Source organism: Glutamicibacter uratoxydans, assembly GCF_006539925.1.
Lineage (GTDB): Bacteria > Actinomycetota > Actinomycetes > Actinomycetales > Micrococcaceae > Glutamicibacter > Glutamicibacter uratoxydans.
On record NZ_BJNY01000027.1, the window covers coordinates 1 to 23,768 of the forward strand.

Consider the following 23,768-nt stretch of genomic DNA (forward strand, 5'->3'; position numbering starts at 1 on the left):
CGGCGGACACGGGGGGATTTGAACCCCCGGTCGAGTTTAACCCCGACCCTTCATTAGCAGTGAAGTCCATTCGGCCGCTCTGGCACGTGTCCATCCGCTGTTTCCAGCAGGATTAAGCCTACCCGAAGAATGCCAAGTGTTCCAAAACGAGAACGCTACTGGACTTGTCGCCAGAGGAATTCATAGCTCGTGGCTAGCATCCGAGCCGTTGATTCGTTGTCGGTAGATCCTGCATGGCCGCCGCCCTCGGGCTCGTGGTAGCGGACATTCGAGATCCCGAGGTCCATCATCTTGGCGGCCATGATGCGTGCTTGAGACGGGCCTACCCGGTCATCGGAAGTGGTTGTCCAGATCAGCGAGGCAGGATAGTCATCGACTGGGTGTGGCTGGTCGGTCAGGCGATGCACGGGGGAGAACGTACGTAAAAACTCCCAATCGGCGGGGATTTCGGGATCCCCGTACTCGGCGATCCACGAGTGGCCTGCCGCCAGCTGCGTGTAGCGCTGCATATCAAGCAGCGGGACGCCGCAGGAAATTGCGCCGAACAGCTGCGGGTAGCCGGAGATCATATTGCCCATCAGCAAACCGCCGTTGGAGCGTCCCGTGGCCGCCAAATGCTCGCGGCTGGTGACCTTGCGGGCAACGAGATCCTCGGCAATTGCGGCAAAGTCTTCGTAGGCGCGGTGACGGTTCTCACGCAGTGCTGCGCGGTGCCAATGCGGTCCGTATTCGCCGCCTCCTCGGATATTCGTCATGACATATACCGGACGTCGTCCCGAATCAGATTTTTGGCTCAGCCAGCCGGCACCCATTGCCGGGGCATAACCCGGGGTCATGCTGTGCTGGAAGCCGCCATACCCGTCCATCAGCACGGGATTCTTGCCATCGAGCGCAAGATCTCGCATGGATACCTGGAAATACGGGACGCGGGTTCCATCGGCTGACGTGGCAAAATGCTGGGTAACCTCGAAGCCTTTAGCATCGAAGCGTTCGGGAGACTTTTTGATGACCTGAGGCTCTGAACCGACGGCACCGCGCAGCAGAGTCGTAGGAGTGGTGAATCCGGTGACTGTCATCCAGTAGTCGTCGCCGGATTCTTCGTCCTCGTCATCCACCGCGCCCACCGACACGCTGAGCATCCGATCTTCTAGGGGAAGAATTGACTGGGCAAAATTATCGTTCAAGTCAATGACGCGGACCTCGGAGGCCACATCCTGGAGCACCGTAAGCAGCAGATAGTTCGCGGTGAAGGTCAGGGACTCCAAGGATGAATGCTCATCGGGAGTAAAAACCACCTTCGCAATTCGGCCGTCCCCAAGGAAATCGCTCAGTTCTGCCAAGACCAATGATCCGGCGGAGAACAACTGCTCCTGATGCGTCCAATCAGTTTGCGGCGCCAGCAGCAGCCACTGGCGGTGCAGGCTGATCTGCACATCCGTGGGAACCTGAATTTTCCGGTGTTCACCGTCGAGGATGACGCCCACTTCGGAATTGTAGAAATCGATGGCGTCGGTGGCGACGATGCGTTCGAAGCCAGGCGTTGAATCATAGAAGCCGAAGGCCGCAACATGCGAGTGATCGACGCTGAAGATCGTTTCCGCCTGTTCTAGGCTCTGCCCGCGGACAAGCTTTTGCAGGCTGCTGGCATAGGTGGAGCGGGTGGTGTTTTCCGCAGTAGTTGCAGATCCCACGAGCAGAGTGTTCTCGTCGATCCACGACACATTGGTTTTTGCCACCGGCAGGTCAAAACCGTCTGCAGGGAAATCGAGGGTTTCAAGGTCGAACTCGCGAATGCGAACCTGGTCTCCGCCGTCTGGGCTCAGGCGCAGCAGTGCACGGCGGTGGGGCTGGCCAGCCGCCGGACGAAGCAGCTGCGACCCTGCAAAATGCCATTCGGCGCCCTCGCTGAGTGCAAAAGCATCCAAGTCCAACAGCACTTCCCACACAGGTTCGTCAGTAATGTATGACTCCCACGTGGTGCGGCGCCACAATCCCAGCCGATGCTCGGCATCGCGCCAGAAGTTATAGTAGTAGTCTCCGCGCTTGGTCGGCATGGGAATGCGGTCCTGGGCGTCAAGGACTTTCTTGATGCGCTGCACGCTGCGTTCGAACTTCTCGTCGTAGAGTTCCGACTCTGTGCGCTCGGACTGTTCTTTGGCCCATGCGAGGGCCTTTTCATCGTAGGTCCCTTCGAGCCAGGCATATGGATCGTCGGTGATTGCGGTAGCAGTAGGGCGCTCAGTCATGCTCACAGTCTATGCGCCGTGAACGTGACCCACGTCAAAGGTATTAATCTAGAGGGGTGAGCACATTGACGGAGAATCCACGGACAGAGTTCAACCTTGCTATTGTTGGCGCCGGCCCGCGCGGGACGAGCGTAGTTGAACGCCTGGCGGCGCTGGCGCAGAAGCTTGGCGAATCCGCCGTCCATGTGCGCGTCACGGTGTTCGACCCCTACCGCCCGGGCTCGGGGCATGTTTGGAGCCCGCAGCAGTCGCCGAACTTTCTGATGAATACGCCTGCCTCATTCCCGACCGTTGCGCCCGAACGCACAGCGCAGGAGATCGGGCTGAGCTTCCGGCAATTCGCCGCCGCCCGCGGTGATGGAAAGCAGATGAGCGAAGCCCACGCCGCACAGCTGCGGGCGGTGACCGATGGTACCTACCCTTCACGCGCGTTATATGGGGAATACCTGGAGCATGTCTACGACCGCAGCGTCCAGGCATTGAACAGCCATCCCAATTTCGAAGTCCAGCACATCCCTGCCGAAGTAGTGGCAGTACGGCCGCTGACCAGCGGGTATCAGCTGGAGTACCGCAAAGCCGAGCAGAAGCGCGGAAGCGAAACAGCCCTCGTCGTGGATTCGGTAGTGCTTGCGCTGGGGCACCAGAGCGCTGAACTCAACCCTTGGCAGAAGCAGCTGCAGCGTTCGGCGCAGAACGCCGGGGCGACGTATATGCCGCCAAGTGTTCCCGCCGACCTGGACTACAGCCAATTCGCCGCCGGGGAGCCTGCCTTGATGCGCGGGCTGGGATTGAATTTTTTCGATGGAATGGCGGAGCTGACCATTGGCCGCGGAGGATTCTTCCGCGAAACGGCGGGGGAGCCGGGGCACAGGTTCGAGTATGTTGCTTCGGGCCGCGAGCCTGAGCTGATTGTCGCCTCGCGCCGAGGCACCCCCTACTGGGGCAAACCGGTGGTCGACCAGTTCATCCCGGCAGAAATCACGCTGCACTATTTCGACGCCGATGAGTTGACCGGAAGGCTTGCCGAAGCGCGGGCCGGCAACCCGGATGCCGCACTGATTTTCTCGCGCCACATCTGGCCGAGCCTGCATCGAGACATCCTGCTTGCCTACTACCGGCAGTGCGCTGTGGTCTGTTCGGAGCATTGGGACATTTCCCTTGAGGACTTCCTGGCCGGTCTTGAAGAGATCCTCGATGCCGAACACCATGAAGGCAATCAGGTCTGGCTGGGCAAGCTGCGCGAATACATTGCCCAGTTCCCGCAGCTGGCGTGGCTGGACGTTCCCGCCTTGGCTCGGCCATTCGACCAGCACGGATTCGGCTCCAGCGAGGAGTACCAGGAAGCGGTCCGCGCCTATTTGGAAGACAATGCCGTGCACAGCGCAGCAGGCCTGGATGATCCGCTCTCTCGCGCCATTATGACCATGAACCTGGGACGCATGGTCATTAAGGATCTTGTCGCCAATGGCGTCCTCGACGAGCAGTCGCGCATCGAAGAAGTCCAAGCGCACTTCGAGCCGCTGGTGGAGGGCCTGTCTTCAGGTCCGCCGCTGGAACGCATTGAACAGCTGCTGGCGCTGTCCCGCGCCGGGCTTGTCACCTTCGTTGGCCCAGAGCCGGAGTTCAGCTTCGATGAAGTCAATGGACAGTTCACCGCAGCTTCGCCGTGGGTCGACTCGGAAGTGCACACGGCTTCCATCCTGTGCGAGGCGATGATGCCTGCCAATAGGGTCAAGCAGAACAACACCGAACTGATGGTCCAGCTACTGGCCGATCACGTGGCCCGGGTGCACAGCTGGAACAACGCAGAGGGAGATACCCTGCCGGGCTCGGGATTCGATGTAGTCGGCGAGCCCTACCGCCTGGTCAATGCCGAGGGGCTGGCGCACCGTGGCATCTTCGTCCTCGGCCTGCAGCTCTCGTCCTTCCAATGGGGCACCGCCATCGCCGCCCAGGCGGGGGACATCACGAACCCTGCGGCGCGGACCCTGAAAGATGCACAGCTGGTGGTCAATGAGATCGCACGCATGGTGGGCCTGCCCTATAACGACTTGCAGCTGGGCATGAGCAGCGCAGGCTAGCCCGCGAAGAGCCGCCGGGGAATATTATTTGCTCCCTGCAGGCTGCACCAAAGGCAAAGAGAAAAGCTCTGCATCTTCACTAGCGAAGAAGCAGAGCTTTTCAATAACGCGGATGGTATGGGATTTGAACCCATGAGACGGGGTTGCCGCCTACTGGTTTTCAAGACCAGCTCCTTCGGCCGCTCGGACAACCATCCAACCCGAAAAAGTATACGGCATGAACTGCCCAAGACAGGAATCGGAGCCTATGAACAACGTGATGAAAGCCTATATCTACAACGGCGCCGGGGGACCGGAAGTTATCAGCGAAGAACAGCGTGAGATCCCGGCGGCAGCTGACGGAGAAGTGCTGATCAAGGTCGCCGCTTTCGGCTTGAACCGTGCCGATGTACAGCAGCGCAAGGGCGTCTACCCGCCGCCTCCCGGGGCCAGCGACATCCCAGGCCTGGAAGTAGCGGGCACCATTCAGGCGCTTGGCCGGGGAGTCTCCGGATGGAAGGTCGGGGACCGCGTTGCCGCGCTGCTTGCCGGTGGCGGCTACGCCCAATACGTGAACGTCGCATCCGAGCTGCTGTTCCCTGTGCCCGAGGACCTGTCATTGGTTCAGGCCGCCGCACTGCCTGAAGTGAGCTCCACGGTAGTTTCCAACCTGTTCATCGAGGGGCAGCTGGCTGCGGGGCACAGCGTGCTGATCCACGGCGGCGCCGGAGGCATCGGTTCCATGGCGATCCAGCTGGCCAAGGCCGTCGGGGCCAAGGTCATCGTGACCGCCTCCTCCCAGGAGAAACTGGATTACTGCCTGTCCCTGGGCGCCGATGCTGGGATCAACTACAAGGAGCAGGATGTCCTGGCGCAGATCAAGGAACTGACCGATGGCCGCGGCGTGGACCTGATCCTGGACGTGGTCGGAGCGAAATACCTGGAGCTGAACGTCAAGGCGCTCGCCGTCGACGGCCGAATGGTGGTCATCGGCCTGCAGGGCGGGGCCAAGGCCGAGCTGAACATGGGCCTGCTGCTGGCCAAGCGGATCCGCATCATTGGCACTACGCTGCGCGCCAGGCCGCTGGCGCAGAAGGCCCAGATTGTCGCCGAAACCAATGAACGGATCTGGCCCATGGTCAAGGACCGGAAACTGGCAGTCAACGTGCACAAGACCTTCGAGTTTGCGCAGCTGCAGCAGGCGCACGAGTACTTCGACTCCGGAGTTCATACTGGGAAAATCATCGTAGAAGTTTGAAATTCCCGCGGGTCAACGGCGTAAGGTGACAAGGTACTACCAATTCGTGACAGCGGACATAATGCCCTGTCGCGTGCATCACCTGTATCGTCCAAGGAGGTTGCTCCTCAGTGAGTACCCAGAACACTTTGCCCCCAGCAGGTGTGGACCCGAAGATCGCCGAACAGGAAGAGAAGCGTTGGACCCCCGTACGCATTATTGTGTGGGTGGCCATTGCGCTGATCGGCGGTATTGCGTGGTCCATGCTCGCATTCTCCCGTGGTGAAACCATCAATGCCGTCTGGTTCGTCTTCGCTTCCGTGGCGACCTACCTGATCGGCTACCGCTTCTACTCGAAGTACATCGAGAAGAACATCGCCAAGCCCAACGACTTCCGCGCCACACCGGCCGAAAGCGTCAACAACGGCCGCGACTACGTGCCCACCGACCGCCGAGTGCTCTTTGGGCACCACTTTGCCGCGATCGCCGGCGCAGGACCGCTGGTCGGCCCGATCCTGGCAGCCCAGATGGGCTACCTGCCGGGCACCATCTGGATCATCGTCGGCGTGGTGCTCGCCGGAGCCGTCCAGGACTACCTGGTCCTGTTCTTCTCCATGCGCCGCGGCGGCCGCTCGCTGGGCCAGATGGCCCGCGAAGAGCTGGGCCTGATCGGCGGCACCGCCGCGCTGATCGCAACCCTTGCCATCATGATCATCATTACCGCGATCCTGGCGCTGGTCGTCGTGAACGCACTGGGCGAATCCGCCTGGGGCGTGTACTCGGTGGGCCTGACCATCCCGATCGCGCTGTTCATGGGCATCTACCTGCGCTTCATCCGCCCGGGCAAGGTGCTGGAAATCTCCGTCATCGGCTTCGTGCTGCTGATGTTCGCCATCATCTCCGGCCGCTGGATCGCCGAGTCGCCATGGGGCGCAGAATTCTTCCACCTGGACCGCACCACCATTGCCTGGGCCATCATCGTCTACGGCTTCATCGCGGCGGTGCTGCCGGTGTGGCTGCTGCTGGCCCCGCGCGACTACCTTTCCACCTTCATGAAGATCGGTGTGATCGGCCTGCTGGCAGTGGCGATCATCGTCGTCCATCCGGAAATCAACGTTCCCGCGATCTCCGAGTTCGCCTCGCGCAGTGACGGCCCGGTGGTTGCCGGCAGCCTGTTCCCGTTCCTGTTTGTGACGATCGCCTGCGGCGCGCTCTCCGGCTTCCATGCGCTGATCTCCTCGGGCACCACCCCGAAGTTGGTCGAAAAGGAAAAGCAGACCCGCTTCCTGGGCTACGGCGGCATGCTCATGGAATCCATGGTTGCCATCATGGCCCTGGTTGCCGCGATCTCCATCGACCGCGGCGTGTACTTCGCCATGAATGCCTCCACCGCCGCCACCGGAGGCACCGTGGAAACCGCCGTCGTCTTCGTGAACTCGCTGGGCCTGGCAGGCGTGAATGTGGATGCTGGCACGCTGAGCGAACTGGCCAAGAACGTTGGCGAAGAGTCGATCATCTCCCGCACCGGCGGCGCCCCGACCCTGGCGGTGGGCATCGCCCACATCATGCACCAGTGGTTCGGCGGCACCGCAATGATGGGCTTCTGGTACCACTTCGCCATCATGTTCGAGGCGCTGTTCATCCTGACCGCAGTGGACGCCGGCACCCGCGTTGCACGCTTCATGCTGCAGGACACCATCGGCAACTTCATCCCGAAGTTCAAGGACAATTCATGGCGCCCTGGCGTCTGGATCTGCACGGCGATCATGGTGGCGGGCTGGGGATACATCCTGATCCTCGGCGTCACCGACCCACTGGGCGGCATCAACACGTTCTTCCCGCTGTTCGGCATCGCGAACCAGCTGCTGGCGGCCATCGCTTTGGCAGTGGTCATGGCCATCATGGCAAAGCGCAACCTGTTCAAGTACCTCTGGGTTGTCGTGCTGCCGCTGGCCTTCGCCGTGGTGGTGACCTTCGTTGCCAGCTGGCAGAAGATCTTCTCCAACGACGTGAAGGTCGGCTACTTCGCCAACCACAATGCCTTCAAGGCGGCCCTGGAGGCCGGCGAGACCTCGCATGGCACCGCCAAGACTGTCGAAGCAATGGAAGCAGTGGTCCGCAATACCGGCGTCCAGGGATGGCTGTCGGTCGTCTTCCTGATCTTGACTGCGGTGGTGATCACCGCAGCCATCGTGGTGACCATCAAAGCCAAGATCAACGGCGGCGGCGTGGACACCGAGGATCCGGTCATCGAGTCCAAGATGTACGCCCCGGCAGGCCTGATCACCACGCCAGCGGAGAAGGAACTGGCCGCGCAGTGGAAGCAGGTCGCTCCCGAGCACCAGGTGCACAGGGGCGGTCACTAGCCATGGCCAGCCTGCGTGAAAAGCTGAGCGCCGCCAAGCGATTCGTCGACGGCGTGCTCGGCGCGGACAAGTACCAGCATTATCTGGAGCACCAGGCGCGTGTGCATCCGGGGCAGACCCCGATGACCGAACGGGCGTTCTGGAAAGACTACTCCGACTGGCAGGACAAGAATCCGCAAGGCCGCTGCTGCTAGGCCTGTGCGACAACGAAGGCGGGATGCTCCACCAGGGTGGAGCATCCCGCCTGCGCGTTTAATCAGCGGCGTGCGGCTCCAGCGGCCGGGTCCATGCCACTTCATTCAGCAGCTGCCCGGTTTGGATAAACAGCTTGACCTGGTGGGTGGACTCCAAAGCCGCGGCGAGGTCTTGGACGTCGACGCGGGTAAATCCCAGCTTCTGCCAGAAGCCGCCGGATCTGCGGCTGAAGAGCCAGGCCCGGCTGGCACCTGCGCACCGGGCTTCATCGACAGCGAATTGCGCCAACCGGTGCCCGAGCCGTTGCCCTCGATACTCGGGGTGAACAGCAACGCTTCGGATGAGTGCATCGGCTCCATCTGAACTGAGCTCGAATCCCGTCAGCGCAACCATCATGCCGGCCGAAGGTTCCCGCAGCGTCCACAACCTGGTGCTGGGAACATCCAGCCCGCTGACGGTCAGGTCGCAATCGCGAAGGAATCCGGTGATTTCATCGATTTCCCGGGATGCTGCAGGCTGGAGATTCAAAATGCCACGATGCTATCCATTGACCGAAGGCATCCGTGCATTGGTGACGTCGAGGATTTGGTGGACAGAATTGGCCGGAACTGTGCGGATCACCGGGTGCTACCGGTACGCTTAACTAGGATCGAAATTACAACAATTGGCAAAGTAGTCTGATGGCATTCTTTTCACGTTTGCGGGCACAGCGCGCGGCAAACCGCGAGTTGGGCGAGGGCGTGTGGCGCCGGGCCCACGACCGTTTTACCCGCTCCCTGGACCGGGTATTCCAGGTGCTTGAAGGCATCAGCGACAATGACATCTACAACCAGCTGCTCGGCCCCGCGAATGAGATGGCCGAGCTGCTGCCAGCCGTCCGCCAGTTGTGTGCTGACGCCCAGGCTCTGACCCCCAGCGATGACGAGGTCATTCCTCCAAGCACTGCCAGGGTGCACCGCTCGCTGACCAAGTCGGCCAATGACCTGGCAACCACTGCGCAGGTCATTGCGATGATGCGCATGCAGGCCGAGGCCGGCGATCCCATCGACATCAAGGCGGTGGAACACCGCACCCGGATCGTCAAGGAAGATCTGGACACCGCGATGCGGGTGCTTTCCGAAGTGAAGTAACGAAGCTTTACAGTTTTCGTGGCGCTGGACACGGCAGGCTTGTCGAATGCATTAGATTGGTTGCATGACCCAAACTGTTCCAGAACTTAAGTTCCATGACGGAAATTCCATCGACCAGCTTGGCTATGGCGTGTGGCAGGTGCCGGACGCAGAAGCCGAAATCGTGGTGGGCAAGGCAATCGATGCAGGCTACCGCCACATCGACACCGCCCGCATCTACGGCAATGAAGAGGGCGTGGGCCGCGCGATCGCAGCGACCGACGTTCCACGCGAAGAACTTTTCATCACCACCAAGGTGTGGAACTCGGACCAGGGCTACGAAAAGACCCTGCTGGCTGCCGACGCTTCCCTTGAGCGCCTGGGCCTTGAGTACGTCGACCTGTACCTGATCCACTGGCTGCAGCCAAAGCGCGGCACCTACGTGGACACTTGGAAGGCGCTGATTCAGCTGCAGAAGGACGGCAAGGCCAAGTCCATCGGCGTCTGCAACTTCACCATTGAAGCTCTGGAGGAGCTGTACGCCGAGACCGGCGTGCGCCCGGTGATCAACCAAGTTGAGACCCACCCATACTTCCCGCAGAATGAACTGCGCGCCTACGAGGCAGAGCACGGCATCCTGCACGAGTCGTGGTCCCCGCTGGGCCAGGGCGGCGACTTGCTCACCGACCCGGTGCTGGTGAAGATCGCGGAGAAGCACAACGCTTCGGTGGCCCAGGTGGTCATCGCTTGGCACCTGGCTGTAGGCAACGTCGTGATCCCCAAGTCGGTCACCGATTCGCGCATCATTGAGAACTTCGCATCGCTGAACGTCACCTTGGACGACGAAGATCTGGCAGCTATCGCTACCCTGGACCGCGGTCCGGAAGGCCGCATCGCAGCCGATCCTGCAACTGCAGACTTCGCCTAAAGACTATTTAGCGCAAGTTTGAAGACCCTTGGCCTTTTGGGCCAAGGGTCTTTGCCACGTCAAAAGCGATACGTTATAGATCTAGGGCCGGCAAGCTGGCGACAATCCGGTTCGTCTCCAAGCTCAGAGCCACTACACGACCAATCAGATCGATAATGTACCGTGGCTGCTCATGCTCTTTAGACCAATAATTCGGATCATTAACAATTCCAGAGGCCTTATCGGTCTTCACCTGGTAGCGCTCTAGAATCCAGTCGACACCGGAACGCGAACCCAGCATGTACTCTTGAGCTTCTGTGGGGATCCCTTCGATATCGATGAACTTGTTATAGACAATTCGGCTCTTATCCCAAGATCCCGCCTTGCCGGCATACTTCATCTTCACCACCAAATACCGCTCATACGGGTCATCTGGCGCGCCAGGTAACACCGTCTCAACCAGCGGATACGGCTCTAAGTCCTCATACCCAACATGCAGCTCAGATAAGGCTCGCCCAGCAGTAACTATCGCGTCAAACGCGTCTTTGCCCTTGACCTGTGGGATACGCGGCAGCTGCTTCTTCAAATCCGCCGCGTACCGCTCCCGGTACTCCGGCGAATGCAACAGTCCATAGACATAGAAGAAAATATCGTCCTTTGATACTTGATCGCCGTAGGTCTGCTGATACTCGGTGAGCGCCCAATCTGTAATATTGTCCCGTTGCTCCGGTGCATCAAACAGGGTTCCTGCTGTTGACTCGGTGTACGAATAGCGGGCAAAATATTGGCCTTGCCCTGATCCCCAGAACGATAGATCCGGAATTCTAGAAGTTGCTAGAACCGAAAATCCTTTGTCGTTTCCTGGACCAACAAGGTAATAGCCATGGTTTTCGCTATCTATCTTAGGAAACATCTCACGGAGCCTGTAGATACTATTGTTCAATGAACGCTCAAAATACACATTTTGTACTTGAAATGGGCGGTACTGCCCGTGTCTTATAGACCCATTCTTGACTTCTAGTTTCTGGCGTTTGAGGAACCGCCCTTCTAAATTCCCATCCCAATTAATTCGGGTTGGGTCCATTGTTACCGATGCACGAAGCTGAGCAATAGTTTTGATGGTTCCATCAGTTCTTGCTAACTCGCCGTTATATTCTTCAGCAAGTTTTGCGATATTGCTTCCCAACACGGTGGTAGATGAACTGTATACCCATGCATCTCTGTTGGTCTTCAGCCCGCCTGACTGCATGGCAAAAACTGCTTTCGGGTTTCCCTTTTCAGCAATTGGCGGGTATGACTCATAGTTAGGATCCCGTTGGTTGATCCAATCGCCTTCAGCATTCGGGGCGATGATCTCCCAATCGAGGGACGCCAAGTCCGCATGGTTCACCGTGTCCAGTTTCTGCTTGCGATCGAGATAGTCACCAATATCCTTATAGTGCAGGACAGACTCTGTTACCGCTCCGGAACGTTTGATCAACAGCAGGATCGCAACGGTATTTCTGGACCCTGAATCAAAGATTTTGCCACCTTCCTTACGGCTTTGCTCTCCGGCGGTGCGTTGGTTTCCCCGTAAGTTGTAGACGTAGATGTCGTGGAATTCTTTAGCGAGGGTTTTGCGTAGTCCGTCCGCAGCGTTCCCGTCGATGTATCCGCCGTTAGAGACGAAGCAAATCACGCCGCCGTTCGGTGAGGACAAGACTCTATTGGAAGCCCATCGAATCGCTCGAATGTAAGAGTCATACAAAGAAGTCGTGAGTTTTGCGCTCGACTCAGCATCATAGGTTGTACGGATGCTCTCATCCAACGTCGGATACTTCAGATTCGCATTATTATCGTTGCCACTGGACTGCCCCACCGAATACGGCGGATTACCAATAATCACCCGGATATCCAGAGCATTCTGCTCCACCACACGATCACTATTCCCCGTAAACACACGGGTATCCAATACGTCTCCGTCTTCGGTCATCTGGAACGTGTCAGTGAGCACGATCCCATCAAACGACTCATACCCAACCCCTGCAGGGTCCTCGCCAGTGGCGTTCGCCGTGTCTTGTTGTAGGGCGTGGAAGGTCGCTTCAATGTTGATCGCGGCGATGTAGTACGCCATGAGCAGCAGCTCATTGGCGTGTAGCTCTTGAGTGTATTTGCGCAGCAGATCCTCGGGCTTGATCAGACCGGACTGCAAGAGTCGGACGATGAACGTTCCTGTGCCTGTGAACGGGTCTAAGACGTGGACGCCTTCGTCGGTGATGCTGACCCCGAAGTGCTCTTTGAGTGCATCGTTGACGGCACGCAAAATGAAGTCGACGACTTCCATGGGTGTGTAGACGATGCCTAGGGATTCTGCGACGCGCGGGAAAGCGAGTTTGAAGAAGCGTTCGTAGAGTTCGGTGATGATCTTCTGCTTGCCAGCTGCACTGGTGATGCCTTCAGCACGGACGCGCACGGAGCGGTAGAACTCTTCGAGATTGCTGGTTTCCGAATCGAGGTTGTAGGCATCCAGCAGGGAGAGCATGGAGTCCATGACTTTTGAAACTGGGTTGTGTCCGGTGAAGTCATAGTCTTTGAAGAGCGCGTCGAAGACCGGTTTGGTGATCAGGTGTTGGACGAGCATGTCGACGGCGTCGTCCTGGGTGATTCCGTCGTTGAGGTTTCCGCGCAGCCCGTCGAGGAAGACTGCGAATTCTTCAGCCGGCCGCGGGTCATCTCCGTTGAGGATGGTCTTGATGCGGGTGACTTGGCGGTCTGCGATGTCTTTGACGTCTTTGGCCCAGTCTTCCCAGTAGCGGCGGTCGCCGACCTTTTTGACCATGCGGGCGAAGATCGCGTTTTCCCAGACCGAAGCGTTAGCCATCGTGAACAATGCTTCAGTGCCTGGGTTCTCGGTGCCATTGCCGCCGTCGGTTGGGCCGTCGCCTCCGACGCCGATAACGTCGATGGTTTTGTTGGTTTTCTTGTCCAGGTCGATCTTGTTGATCATGGCTTCGAACCGGTCATCATGCGCGCGCAAAGCCTGAAGGACATCCCAGACGACTTTGTATTTCTTGTTGTCGTTCAGTGCGGTGGCAGGATCCTGCGAAGCAGGAACTGCGATGGGCAGGATAATGTAGCCATACTCTTTGTTCGTCGTCGCGGACTTGCGCATGACTCGGCCCACGGACTGGACCACGTCAACCTGCGAGTTCCGTGGATTCAAGAACAAGACAGCATCAAGGGACGGGACATCCACACCTTCAGAGAGGCATTTAGCGTTAGTGAGGATTCGGCAAACGTCCGCACCAGCGTCGGCTTGGAGCCACTCCAACCGTTCGGAACGGGCTAGGACATTGAATGTGCCGTCAACGTGCTCTGCTTCAAGCTTGAGCTTAGAAGCGCCTTCACTGCTGTTGACTAAGAGTTCTCGGCCGACCTTTTCAAACTGTTCGGCGATCGCTTTGGATTCTTTAATGTTCCGGGCGAAGGCCACGGCACGATTCATCGGGCTGTTGTCCGTGATGGAAAGGCGTTCGCCGTTCACACCACGTTTGGAAAGCCCGTTCCAGCAGCCGACGACTCTGGCGACGTCGTCGAGGTTGAGTTCTTCATCGTTCGCGATGAGGTCTTGGAAACTGGTGGCGACTGATTCTTCATCGACGGCAAGGATGAGGACCTTATAGTCGGCGAGGTGGCCCATTTCAACGGCTTGTCCGAATCCAAGGTGATGGAACTCCGGCCCATAGATGGTCTCATCGTCCATGGAGTAGACGGTGACGCCGTCTTTGACGGCCTTGTTTTTCGAGTCTTCCACGTAGATGCGTGGGGTCGCGGTCATGTAGAGGCGTTTGGCGGCGGCAAGGTAGTTGTTGTCGTGAACGCGGACGAAAGCTGAATCATCAGCCCCTGGTTGGGAAATACCTGTGGTGCGGTGGGCTTCGTCGCAGACAATCAAGTCGAACTCGGGGAGTCCGAGCTGCTGTGCTTGGTGGATGACGTCAATCGACTGGTAGGTCGAGAAGATGACGGTGAGAGTGTCTTGTCCAGTGGAGATCTTGAACCGGTTAACAAGTTTTTGCGGGTCCGTGGAAGCCGGGAATCCAAGGTCGTGGGCGGAGACGTCTTCGTTTTGCTTACGTCCTACTGAGGCATCGGAACAGACGGCGAAGGGACGTAGCGGTACTTCAGCCTGGGCAGTCCACTCGTTGAGAGTTTGCTGTAACAGCGCAATGGATGGAACGAGGAAGAGGACGGAACTCTCTCTCTCTCTCTCTCTCTCTCTCTCTCTCTCTCTCTCTCTGCAGATCTTGCCTTGGCAAAGTCCTCTACGAATTTAAGCGAGGTGAAAGTCTTGCCAGTTCCACAAGCCATGATAAGTTTTCCTCGATCATGGGTTTGGAAGCCGTTCAGAAGCGAATCGATAGCTTCTCGTTGGTACTTGCGAGGCTGCTTTCCCGGAAGCTGGACCAGCACTTCAGGTTCATTTGGATTGAACAACGACCAGTCAATTGTTGATTCTGCAAAGTCTTGCAGACGAATTCGCTGTACTGGTTTCGACTGGTTCTCTAGGGCTGCCTCTGCATGCTTCGACCAAGTATCGGTCGTTGAAACGATCAGGCCTTGAGTAAATGGAGATTTTCCGAGTTCAGTGAAGAACGAGTCAATAGCCTTCTTGGGCAATGGGCTCGCTGGATCGTAGAACTTTGCTTGGACACCAATTAGTTCTCCTGTGTATCGATCTTCTGCTACCAAATCGATGCCAGTATCCACTTGACCGTTGCGTCCTGGCCAGTCCTGCCAGAGCCACACATTAGAAAACTGGTCCGCGTACTTAGGTTCGACTTCTAGATATCGCTTTAGTAACCTTTCGAATTTGCTGCCTTTGTCGCGTTGGCTGGTCGCTGAAAAGTACAAATCGTCGAAGATGTCGGCAAAAGTTTGAACGGTCATACGTTCATTATGTCGGACTGATACATGTCTTCAAATCATGAGAAACCTGCTGAAATAGCTTGACCCTCCCGCTGATTTGTTTGCCGGTCGAATATCAAGCCAGCGGATCAGTCATCAGATGTTTGGTGAGGCTGGCCGATGTGATTTTTGCAGGAGCCATGAATTAATTTCCACGCAGTCGTTGAAGCCAAGATGGATTATCTTGCTGTCGGTGCCCGGCATGCCGTTCGCCCACCTGTTGATGTCGGCCCAGAGCCAGATTCCGCCGCCGACAGGGTTAGCAAATTCCGGGAATGGCAGGTCGTTCGGACCGCGGCGAGTACCTCTCACCCAGTTGCTGACTGCTTGACGGGAAATATTCAGGCGATCTGCAATATTTTGCCTCGTGAGAGACAACGATGACGATATCAAGGCGGTTCTGTCCGGTCTGTTCCGATTGAAATCAAACCCATCTGGTCTGTCCGTTCTGCCTGTTTGATGGAGTCCCAACAGAATGTGCACATTTGTTGGACCGATTCCGCTGGAATTGATCGCGTCACAGAGTTCTATCTGCAAGGCCTTCAGGCAACACTCGCTAGGATGGTTAGGGCCTGAACTGACTTCGATTCAGGAGCCGCTCAATACTGGATTCCCGAGCCTTCCATGTTCCCCACGAATCGCCGAAGGGAACTTCAAACCAACCAGGTCGCCACGACGCAATAGCTTCCGAACTGCCTCCGGATGACACCGTAGACGCTCGGCGGTTTCCTTCGCAGTTAGAAGAAAATTCACCAAAATCGCCGTTTCTTTTTCGTACAGGATATTGTTCGTGTATTGAGTGAACATACTCGAGATCAATTCATTGCACTTTTTTGGGGAAAGAACCATGAAGAAAATATTTCCGATCGCATTTGTAGCTGCATTGGTGCTCACTGGATGTAGTACTGGTCAAAATCCGAACGATCAGCCAACTGAATCCACGCTTTCTGCGCCGTCGCTAACAATTCCCGAGGCCACTGATTCAACTTCGACCACTTCGACAGTAGAGTCGTCCTCTACAGCATCTGCTCTTGGACCCGTTCAAACAGAAAGCGTACGAGGTAACCTGATCAAGCAAGTCGGTGACCTTGCCGGTATCAGCAACGAGAACGGCGAACCAATCTTAGAATTCACCATCAATCGAATGACCATTGATCCGAAGTGCACGGGCAGATGGAAAGAAAAGGCCGAGAACGGGCATCTGGTACTTCTTGAAGTTAGCGCCAAAACATACAAGAGCGTTGACGATGTGAACTCCAACGGTTGGGACTTGAACCCATACGGATTCAAAATCATCAAGAAAGACGGAACAACGTCTAACGCTCCAGCGGGGTCCAACGCGAGCTTCTCATGCTTCAATGAAAACAAGTACCTCCCAACAATGGGTGATGCTGAGAAAGCATCAGGCTACGTTGTCTTGGACGTTGAAGATCCGAGCGGAACACTCGTGTACGAAGAAGGATATACCGGCGTTGGCTGGGAATGGGAATACCCGGCAAAATAGTAGCCACAGCTTGGAGCATGCGTGCCAAAAGGGAAGAAATAGCATTATGAAAGCTGGCATCGGCACGCATTATTTTCTGGGTATGACAATTGAATTCTTTCATAGATTCAAAATGTCGGAACTAGAAAATAGCATGCGTATAAGACTGAAAACACCAGCATGCAAGGAAAAAGAAGACGCGCACCAGAACAGAAACCCTTGACCAGAAATGCCCTAAGTGCGGAGCAATGCTACGCCAAACTGTGGAGTATCAAGAAACATTAGACGGTGGTGGCGAATGGATGCCATTACGCCAGCCTTTCTGCCCGCGCGGTCACACATTGTTCTTCTCGCTGAGTGGAGAAGTTACTTCGATGGATTAACAGCTTTTGAGGTTCGTCCGGTATGGGCAATCTTAACTTCCGTGAATCTCGCGCCGGGCAGAATATTCTGCCTGGCGCGAAACTGAATTAGTGTGCAGGTAGGTAACCTAGTTGCTCAATCTGAATTCCGACCCAGAAAGTGTTGTATCCGCTTGTTTCAACGCTGGAGGTTCTTCAAGACAGTTAATCGGCTTTCCAGCACCGCAACTGATTCCAGCAACCACGCCATTTGGGGCTTATGATATTCCACCATTTCATCAGGACCCGACTCACCTGCATCTGATGATCTCGCCCAATGGAAATTTCTTTGAGCGACTGGACTGCGTTCTTTTGAAACGGTGAAAGGTTATCTTGAGGGCTCTGGATTATGTGCAGGAATCAACCCAGTTCGTTTTTCAATATTCTTGACGTTATCGGTTAGGTCCGTGCTGAGCATTGACTGGCTTCATCACGTTATACAACGGTTTGCCACCATTGCTCATTTTCGTCGGCCTCTCATAAATACTGGCTTGCATCGCTCCCGGTATTACTTCCTGTATGGCTTTGCTTCGCGTATGGTCTTGGCAATGGCTGAAATATCGAGTGGCGCTTGCATTACATCAGGCTGCACGACCGCATAAGTGCACAAATGAGGGTATTTCGGGTGCGAAAACGCCCTTGCCAAAATCAATAATGACTCTGACAAGGGCGTTAGGCCGAGCCCCCTGCCGGATTTGAACCGGCGACCTGCTCTTTACGAGGGAGCTGCTCTACCCCTGAGCTAAGGAGGCCTGTACCTGCAAACAGGCACCCCGTAACTTTATCTAAGTGGAACTCGGAACGTCAAAACGACCGGCGGGGTGAGCTGCATATTTAGCAGGTAGTTCCATCTGCTGGAACCTTGCCGTCAATCAGGTAGTTGTCCACGGCGTCGGTGATGCACTGGTTGGAGCGGCCGTAGGCGGTGTGGCCATGGCCGTTGTAGGTCAGCAAGTGGCCGTTTTCCAGCTGGTCTGCCAGCGACTGGGACCACTTGTAGGGAGTGGCAGGGTCTCCGGTGGTTCCCACCACCAGAATGTCTGCCGAACCTGCGGCATCCAGCGCCTCAGGCTTGCCGGTGGAAGGGAAGTCCCACTCATCACAGACAATCTGGCCGTAGGCGAGGTATTTGCCAAGGGTCGGCGAGGCCTTTTCGAGCTCTGCCGCATCTTTGTCCATGGCTTCCTCGCTGGCGTCCATCGGACGGTCCAGGCAGTTCACCGCTGTGAGCACGTCCATCGAATTCGACTTGTATTTGCCGTCTTCGCCGCGGTCGGCGCTCAGGTCCGAGAAGTACAGCATCTGGTCGACGTTGCCGTCCACAGCTTCTGCCATGGCATTGGTCAGGTATGGCCAGTTGGCATCGTCGTAAAGCGGCAGGATGAAGCCGCTGACGAAGTCGATGATCGGCACCGAACGGCCATCGGAAGCAGTCATCGGAGTCTGCTCGATCTCTGCCAAGAAGTCCTGCAGCTGCTTCTTGGCTTCCTCGACGCTGCCGGTGAACGGGCAGTTCTGGCCCTCCAAGCAGTTTTCAAGCCAAGCGTCGATCTCGCCCTCGAAGCCCTGGGCCTGGGCAAGGGTCAGCTCTTCGCCGCTGGCGGTCGGGTCCATGGCGCCGTCCAACACCAGGCGGCCGACCTTGTCAGGGAAGATGTCAGCGTAGGTGGCGCCCAGGAACGTGCCGTAGGAGTAGCCCAGGTAGTCGAGCTTGTCATCGCCCAGGACCGCGCGGATGATGTCCATGTCCTTGGCCGCTGAGGCGGTATCTACATGTCCCAGCAGCTCTCCGGTGTTCGCGGCGCAGGCATCAGCGTATTCCTTGGCATCCTCGACGATCTTGCCGCGGTCTGCGTCCTCCCAGGCCTTGAGGTTCTCCTGGCGGCCCTCGTCGACTTCCTTGTCGCTCTGGCAGATGACCCGGGTGCTCTCGCCGACGCCGCGTGGGTCGAAGCCGATGATGTTGTAGGCGCGCTGCAGGTTGTTGCTGAACATGACCTGCGTGCCCTGGGTGACCAGGTCGATGCCCGAGCCACCCGGCCCTCCCGGGTTCACCAACAGGTTGCCCTGGGCACCCTCCGCGGCCCTGCGGTTCAGGGCCAGCTTGATGCTGTCCTTCTCCGGCTCGTCGTAGTTCAGCGGAACATCGATGCTTGCGCATTCGATGGTGCTGCCGCACTTCTCCCAGTCGATGCCCTGCGAGTAGTACTTCTCAAGCTGCGGGTTCGCGGATCCCTGCTCGGTGGAGCTGGAAGCCGCCGGGGCGTCGTTGTTCTGCGCGGTGTCTGCGGTGCTGCAGGAGCTGAGCCCAAGGGCGAGTGCTGCTGCCAGTGCCGAGACTCGGAACAGGGCGGGGCGTAGGGGCACGATGGTTTCTCCTTGGAAGTACTGCTTGGGGGATGTGCTTCTGCGGCGGGCGGATCAGCGCTTGCCGGGGTTCTGCAGCAGCCGGGTCATCAGCGCTTCTAGCGCCACCAGCTGGTTGACGTTTGACGCGATGCGCTTGCGGGCCTGGTCGATGGCGTCGATCTGGGACACCGTCTTCTCCTTGCTCTGGCCGGCCGCATAGTGCGCCAGCTTCTCACGCAGGTGCTCGTTGACCAGCTCGGTGCCGGTCTTCAGCTGCAGGGTCAGCACATCGCGGAAGAACGTCGTCAGATCCGTGAGCGTGCGGTCGATGGCATCGAAGCTAGCACGTCGGGCAAAGCGCTTGGCGTTCTCTTCCAGCTCCTTGAACTGGCCGCGCAGCCCGGCGGGGATGTTCTCCTCCTCGCCCAGGCCATTGGCCCGGCGCAGCTCGGAGACCTTGAGCTGCAGGTCGGCTCCGGTGATCTGTTCGGTGCGCTCGGCCGAAAGCTTGGCGATGTCCGCGGCCGCCGCCATGGCCTTGGGCAGCGTGGTCACCCGCAGCGGCAGGGTCACAACATTTTCACGCTGCGCCCGGGCGGCCTCGTCCTTGGCCAGCATCCTGGCAACGCCGATATGCGACTGGGCGGCGCGCGCTGCGAAGCGGGCCAGCTCAAGATCCAGCCCGTCGCGGCGCACCAGCAGCTGGGCGACCTCTTCGGTGGAGGGAATCGACAGGTTCACCGCGCGGCAGCGCGAGCGGATGGTCACCAGCACGTCGGCGGGGGACGGGGCGCACAGGATCCAGATCATGTTCGCCGGCGGCTCTTCGATGGCCTTGAGCATCACATTGCCGCTGCGTTCGGTCATGCGGTCGGCATCTTCAATGATGATGATGCGCCAGCGGGCCTGGGACGGCTTGTCCTGGGCCTGGGTGATGATCTCGCGGACGTCCCTGACTTGGTATTCGAACTTCTGCGTGGAGATGAAGGCGACGTCCGGATGCCTGCCGCCGATGACCGCCAGGCAGGTGGGGCACTGTCCGCAGCCGGCAGGAGACTGCGTGCACTGCAGGGCCGCGGCAAAGGCGCGGGCCGCGGTGGTGCGCCCCGAGCCCGGGGGGCCGGTGAACAGCCACGCATGGGTGGGCTGGCCCTGGTCCACCTGCTCGGTCAGGGTGGCGATGACGCGCTGCTGGCCTGCCAGCTCGGAGAAGACCGGGCGCATTAGAGCAGCCCTGCCAGGTGTCCGATGATCTGCTGCTGCAGCGCCTCGACGCCCTGTGCTGCGTCGATGACCAGGTAGCGCTGCGGGGCGCGGGAAGCCAGGTCATGGAAGGCGCTGCGGATGCGTTCGTGGAACTCGTCGGGCTCGGATTCCAGGCGGTCGGATTCCTCGACTCCGCCGGTGGCGGCGATGCGCCGCGCCCTGCCGTCGGCCGCGGAGATGTCAAGCAGCACCGTCGCGTCAGGGACCAGGCCGCCGGTGGCGAAGTTGTTGATGGCGGCCACCGCCTCGATGCCCAGCCCGCGCCCGACGCCCTGGTAGGCCAGGGAAGAATCGACAAAGCGGTCGCAGATCACGTGGGTGCCGGATTCCAGGGCCGGGATGATGACCTGCTGGACGTGGGCGGCGCGGGCCGCCGCATACATCAGCGCCTCGGTGCGGGCATCGACCTCGCCGTGTCCGTGCTCCAGGACCAGGGCGCGCAGTTCCTCGCTGATCTGGGTGCCACCGGGCTCCCTGGTCGTCAGGACGTTGGCGCCGCGGGCTTCAAGCCAGGCTTTGGTGCGCTGCACCTGGGTTGACTTGCCGGCGCCGTCGCCGCCTTCGAAGACGATGAACAGGCCGCGCGCGGAAACAGGGGAATCGATACTCACCCCACTAGCCTAACGAACAGGCCCCAGGTTGCCTGTTTGCCACCCTCGCAATGAATCGAAACGCTGGGGCGCCCGCGCGATCGGCGGGCGTACGCTGGTGGATATGACCAACCCTCTTGAAGCCTCGCAGCCGGAATCCGCCTGGGATCCGCGCACCCTGCTCGTTGCCGGCGGACGCCCGGCCCACGGCGTGGATGCGGCGGTGAACCACCCGGTGACGTTTACCTCCACCTTCCATTCCCAGGGCGTGGCGGCCCCGGGGGAGAAGGTCTACGCCCGCTTCTCGAACCCCACCTGGGACCCCTTTGAAGAGGTGCTGGGCCAGCTGGAGGAAGCACAGCTCCCGGCGCTGGTGTTCTCTTCAGGGATGGCGGCCATTGTCGCCGCACTGGCGCTGGTTCCCGCCGGCGGCGTACTGGTGATGCCGCGCCATTCCTACAACGGCTCGCTGAGCCTGAGCCGGGAACTGGCGGATGCCGGGCGCCTGGAGATCCGCCTGGTGGACATCGCGGACACCGGGGAAGTCATCGCGGCGCTCGACGGGGCCGCAGCGCTGTGGGTTGAATCGCCCACCAACCCGATGTTGGAGGTGGCTGACCTGCCGGCGCTGCTGGCCGAAGCCAAGAAGCGCGGCATCCTGAGCATCGTGGACAACACCTTCGCCACGCCGCTGCTGCAGCGGCCGCTGAGCCTGGGGGCCGATGTGGTGGTGCACTCGGTGACCAAATACCTCTCCGGCCACTCGGATGTCATCCTGGGAGCGGTGGTCACCAGCGACGAGAAGCTGCACGCCACGGTGCACGGCTACCGCACGCTGCACGGCGCCATCGCCTCGCCCATGGACGTCTTCCTTGCCCTGCGCGGGGTGCGCACGCTGTCAGTGCGGCTGGAACGCTCCCATACCAACAGCCAGATCCTCGCCCAGCGGCTCTCCGAGCACCGGAATGTCAGCGGCGTGCGCTATCCGGGGCTGCCCGATGACCCCGGCCATGAACGGGCAGAACGCCAGCTCGGCGGCTACAACTTCGGCTCGGTCATCGCCTTCCAGGCCGGGGAACGCGCGGCGGATGCGGACAAGGTGATCTCCCGGCTCAAGCTCATCACCGGCGCCACCTCGCTGGGCGGAGTGGAAACCCTGGCCGAACGCCGGGCGCGCCACGCCTCGGAACCGGAAAGCATCCCGGAGAACCTGATCAGGCTCTCGGTGGGCATTGAAGCGGTGGAAGACCTGTGGAACGATCTGTCCGACGCCCTGAACAGGATTTAGCCAGTCGCCGGAAGCGGGCCGCGTGGCATTGTGTTCCCCGGCCAGCACGCAAAGGTAAGGTAAAGGCATGCAGTTCATGAAAATGGCACAGATGATCGAGTACTACATGCTCTTCGCCCTCGGCTTGGCCATCGTCGCGCTCGCCGTGTGGGCGCTGGTCGACTGCCTGCGCCACCCTGCTGACCGCTTTATCCAAGAGGGCAAGCGGACCAAGGGCTTCTGGACTGGACTCACGGTGGGAAGCACCGCTGTGGCGCTGCTGTCCCTGCTGAGCATCAGCGGCGGCATCCTACAGCTGGTCGCAGCCTGCATTGTGTGCGTCTACCTGGCAGATGTGAAGCCTGCAGTCAGCGGCAAGGGCGGCTGGTACGGCTATTAGCCGCAGAGCCTGTGAACTTTAAATCTTTGAACCCGGGTCCGGACGCAGCGAGCGTCCGGACCCGGGTTTTGTGATTGGGGTTATCTTCGCGACTGCAGATCAAAGGCATTGGATAAGATAAGAAGCATGAGTCACACTTTGATCTTGCTTCGCCATGGACAGAGCGAATGGAACGAGAAGAACCTTTTCACCGGCTGGTACGACGTTACCCTGACTGAGAAGGGCCGTGCCGAGGCTACTCGCGGCGGCAAGCTGCTGGCCGAGGCTGGCTACAAGCCGGAGGTGCTGCACACCTCGCTGCTCACCCGTGCCATCGTCACCGCAAACCTGGCGCTTGAGTCCGCCGGCCGTTCGTGGATCCCGGTCAACCGCGACTGGCGCCTGAACGAGCGCCACTACGGTGCGCTGCAGGGCAAGGACAAGGCGCAGACCCTTGCAGAGTTCGGCGAGGACCAGTTCATGCAGTGGCGCCGCAGCTACGACACCCCGCCTCCAGCCTTGGCCGACGATTCCGAGTTCAGCCAGATCGGAGACGAGCGCTACGCATCACTAGGCGACTCGGCTCCGCGCACCGAATGCCTCAAGGACGTGCTTGAGCGCCTGCTGCCCTACTGGGAGAACAACATCAAGGCAGACCTGTCGGCAGGCAAGACCGTCATGGTCACCGCCCACGGCAACTCGCTGCGCGCCCTGGTCAAGCACCTGGACAACATCAGCGACGAAGCCATTGCCGGACTGAACATCCCCACCGGCATTCCGCTGGTTTATGAACTGGACGACAACTTCCAGCCGATCACCGCCGGCGGAACCTACCTGGATCCAGAAGCAGCAGCCGAGGCAATCCAGGCTGTCGCGAACCAGGGTCGCAAGTAGACCACGCTTTTCGGCGGTGCGCCGGTCAGCGCTTTTTCACAGCGCGGACCGGTGCACCGCCGCCCTAGTTAA

At 59.0% G+C, this 23,768-nt stretch carries 18 protein-coding genes and 3 tRNA genes; 10 read left to right on the plus strand and 11 right to left on the minus strand.

Annotation, left to right across the window (positions count from 1 at the left end; genetic code table 11):
* Positions 1-3: 3 nt before the first annotated feature.
* Together AUR04nite_RS16635 and AUR04nite_RS16640 are read right to left on the minus strand one after the other, a co-directional pair.
* A tRNA-Ser gene (locus AUR04nite_RS16635) sits at positions 4-92 on the minus strand.
* Between the two features lie 63 nt (positions 93-155).
* The gene (locus AUR04nite_RS16640) at positions 156-2,246 is read right to left on the minus strand and encodes a prolyl oligopeptidase family serine peptidase (RefSeq protein WP_141367228.1); all 2,091 of its coding nucleotides are present in this window, start codon (positions 2,244-2,246) and stop codon (positions 156-158) included.
* Between the two features lie 56 nt (positions 2,247-2,302).
* Between AUR04nite_RS16640 and AUR04nite_RS16645 the strand changes: the two genes are divergently transcribed.
* Complete coding sequence (locus tag AUR04nite_RS16645) at positions 2,303-4,327, plus strand: FAD/NAD(P)-binding protein (protein ID WP_141367230.1); 2,025 nt, start codon at positions 2,303-2,305, stop codon at positions 4,325-4,327.
* A gap of 109 nt (positions 4,328-4,436) precedes the next feature.
* Here AUR04nite_RS16645 and AUR04nite_RS16650 read toward each other — a convergent pair.
* A tRNA-Ser gene (locus AUR04nite_RS16650) sits at positions 4,437-4,524 on the minus strand.
* Between the two features lie 62 nt (positions 4,525-4,586).
* On the opposite strand from AUR04nite_RS16650, the gene AUR04nite_RS16655 reads away from it, so the two are divergent.
* The 3 genes from AUR04nite_RS16655 (at position 4,587) to AUR04nite_RS16665 (ending at position 8,103) form a co-directional block, all read left to right on the plus strand.
* Positions 4,587-5,564 carry an NAD(P)H-quinone oxidoreductase gene (locus AUR04nite_RS16655; protein WP_141367271.1) on the plus strand — a complete coding sequence of 326 codons (978 nt, stop codon included), beginning with the start codon at positions 4,587-4,589 and terminating at the stop codon, positions 5,562-5,564.
* Positions 5,565-5,674: 110 nt separating this feature from the next.
* Positions 5,675-7,909, plus strand: a complete 2,235-nt coding sequence (locus AUR04nite_RS16660) for a carbon starvation CstA family protein (protein WP_246055578.1) — start codon at positions 5,675-5,677, stop codon at positions 7,907-7,909.
* Positions 7,910-7,911: 2 nt separating this feature from the next.
* Positions 7,912-8,103 (plus strand): YbdD/YjiX family protein, encoded by a 192-nt coding sequence (locus AUR04nite_RS16665; protein ID WP_141367234.1) that lies wholly within the window; start codon positions 7,912-7,914, stop codon positions 8,101-8,103.
* A gap of 58 nt (positions 8,104-8,161) precedes the next feature.
* Here the strand turns inward: AUR04nite_RS16665 and AUR04nite_RS16670 are convergent, their stop codons facing one another.
* The gene (locus tag AUR04nite_RS16670; RefSeq protein ID WP_246055579.1) at positions 8,162-8,632 is read right to left on the minus strand and encodes a GNAT family N-acetyltransferase; all 471 of its coding nucleotides are present in this window, start codon (positions 8,630-8,632) and stop codon (positions 8,162-8,164) included.
* A gap of 152 nt (positions 8,633-8,784) precedes the next feature.
* Here AUR04nite_RS16670 and AUR04nite_RS16675 point away from each other — a divergent pair, with 152 nt between their 5' ends.
* On the plus strand, positions 8,785-9,234 hold the full coding sequence (locus tag AUR04nite_RS16675) for a hypothetical protein (RefSeq protein WP_141367238.1): 450 nt from the start codon (positions 8,785-8,787) through the stop codon (positions 9,232-9,234).
* A 64-nt stretch (positions 9,235-9,298) separates the two neighbouring features.
* A complete protein-coding gene (locus tag AUR04nite_RS16680) occupies positions 9,299-10,141 on the plus strand; it encodes an aldo/keto reductase (protein ID WP_141367240.1) in 843 nt (280 codons plus the stop codon).
* 73 nt (positions 10,142-10,214) lie between these two features.
* On the opposite strand, the gene AUR04nite_RS16685 is transcribed toward AUR04nite_RS16680, so the two are convergent.
* The 3 genes from AUR04nite_RS16685 to AUR04nite_RS18185 form a co-directional block, all read right to left on the minus strand.
* Positions 10,215-14,330: a type ISP restriction/modification enzyme gene (locus AUR04nite_RS16685; protein ID WP_307723238.1), complete on the minus strand. Its 4,116-nt coding sequence runs from the start codon at positions 14,328-14,330 to the stop codon at positions 10,215-10,217.
* Entirely contained in the window at positions 14,240-15,049 is an 810-nt protein-coding gene (locus AUR04nite_RS18375) for a restriction endonuclease (protein ID WP_246055580.1), read from the minus strand. Before AUR04nite_RS18375 ends, AUR04nite_RS16685 begins: the two co-directional genes overlap by 91 nt.
* Positions 15,050-15,163: 114 nt before the next feature.
* Positions 15,164-15,604: a helix-turn-helix domain-containing protein gene (locus AUR04nite_RS18185; RefSeq protein ID WP_141367242.1), complete on the minus strand. Its 441-nt coding sequence runs from the start codon at positions 15,602-15,604 to the stop codon at positions 15,164-15,166.
* A 310-nt stretch (positions 15,605-15,914) separates the two neighbouring features.
* On the opposite strand from AUR04nite_RS18185, the gene AUR04nite_RS16695 reads away from it, so the two are divergent.
* Positions 15,915-16,571, plus strand: coding sequence for a lipoprotein (locus tag AUR04nite_RS16695; RefSeq protein ID WP_141367244.1), 657 nt, complete (start codon positions 15,915-15,917; stop codon positions 16,569-16,571).
* A gap of 1,060 nt (positions 16,572-17,631) precedes the next feature.
* On the opposite strand, the gene AUR04nite_RS16700 is transcribed toward AUR04nite_RS16695, so the two are convergent.
* From AUR04nite_RS16700 to tmk, 4 genes are all read right to left on the minus strand, one after another.
* A tRNA-Thr gene (locus AUR04nite_RS16700) sits at positions 17,632-17,703 on the minus strand.
* A gap of 82 nt (positions 17,704-17,785) precedes the next feature.
* Positions 17,786-19,318: an alpha/beta hydrolase gene (locus AUR04nite_RS16705; protein WP_246055581.1), complete on the minus strand. Its 1,533-nt coding sequence runs from the start codon at positions 19,316-19,318 to the stop codon at positions 17,786-17,788.
* Between the two features lie 54 nt (positions 19,319-19,372).
* Positions 19,373-20,524, minus strand: a complete 1,152-nt coding sequence (locus AUR04nite_RS16710; protein ID WP_141367246.1) for a DNA polymerase III subunit delta' — start codon at positions 20,522-20,524, stop codon at positions 19,373-19,375.
* Complete coding sequence (gene tmk, locus AUR04nite_RS16715) at positions 20,524-21,177, minus strand: dTMP kinase (RefSeq protein ID WP_141367248.1); 654 nt, start codon at positions 21,175-21,177, stop codon at positions 20,524-20,526. The genes AUR04nite_RS16710 and tmk overlap by 1 nt, the downstream gene beginning before the upstream one ends.
* A gap of 103 nt (positions 21,178-21,280) precedes the next feature.
* Between tmk and AUR04nite_RS16720 the strand changes: the two genes are divergently transcribed.
* The 3 genes from AUR04nite_RS16720 to AUR04nite_RS16730 all read left to right on the plus strand — a co-directional run bounded on the left by AUR04nite_RS16720 (position 21,281) and on the right by AUR04nite_RS16730 (position 23,696).
* A complete protein-coding gene (locus AUR04nite_RS16720; protein WP_141367250.1) occupies positions 21,281-22,444 on the plus strand; it encodes a trans-sulfuration enzyme family protein in 1,164 nt (387 codons plus the stop codon).
* Positions 22,445-22,511: 67 nt separating this feature from the next.
* Positions 22,512-22,823, plus strand: a complete 312-nt coding sequence (locus AUR04nite_RS16725; protein WP_307723237.1) for a DUF2516 family protein — start codon at positions 22,512-22,514, stop codon at positions 22,821-22,823.
* Between the two features lie 126 nt (positions 22,824-22,949).
* Complete coding sequence (locus AUR04nite_RS16730) at positions 22,950-23,696, plus strand: phosphoglyceromutase (protein ID WP_141367252.1); 747 nt, start codon at positions 22,950-22,952, stop codon at positions 23,694-23,696.
* Positions 23,697-23,768: the final 72 nt, after the last annotated feature.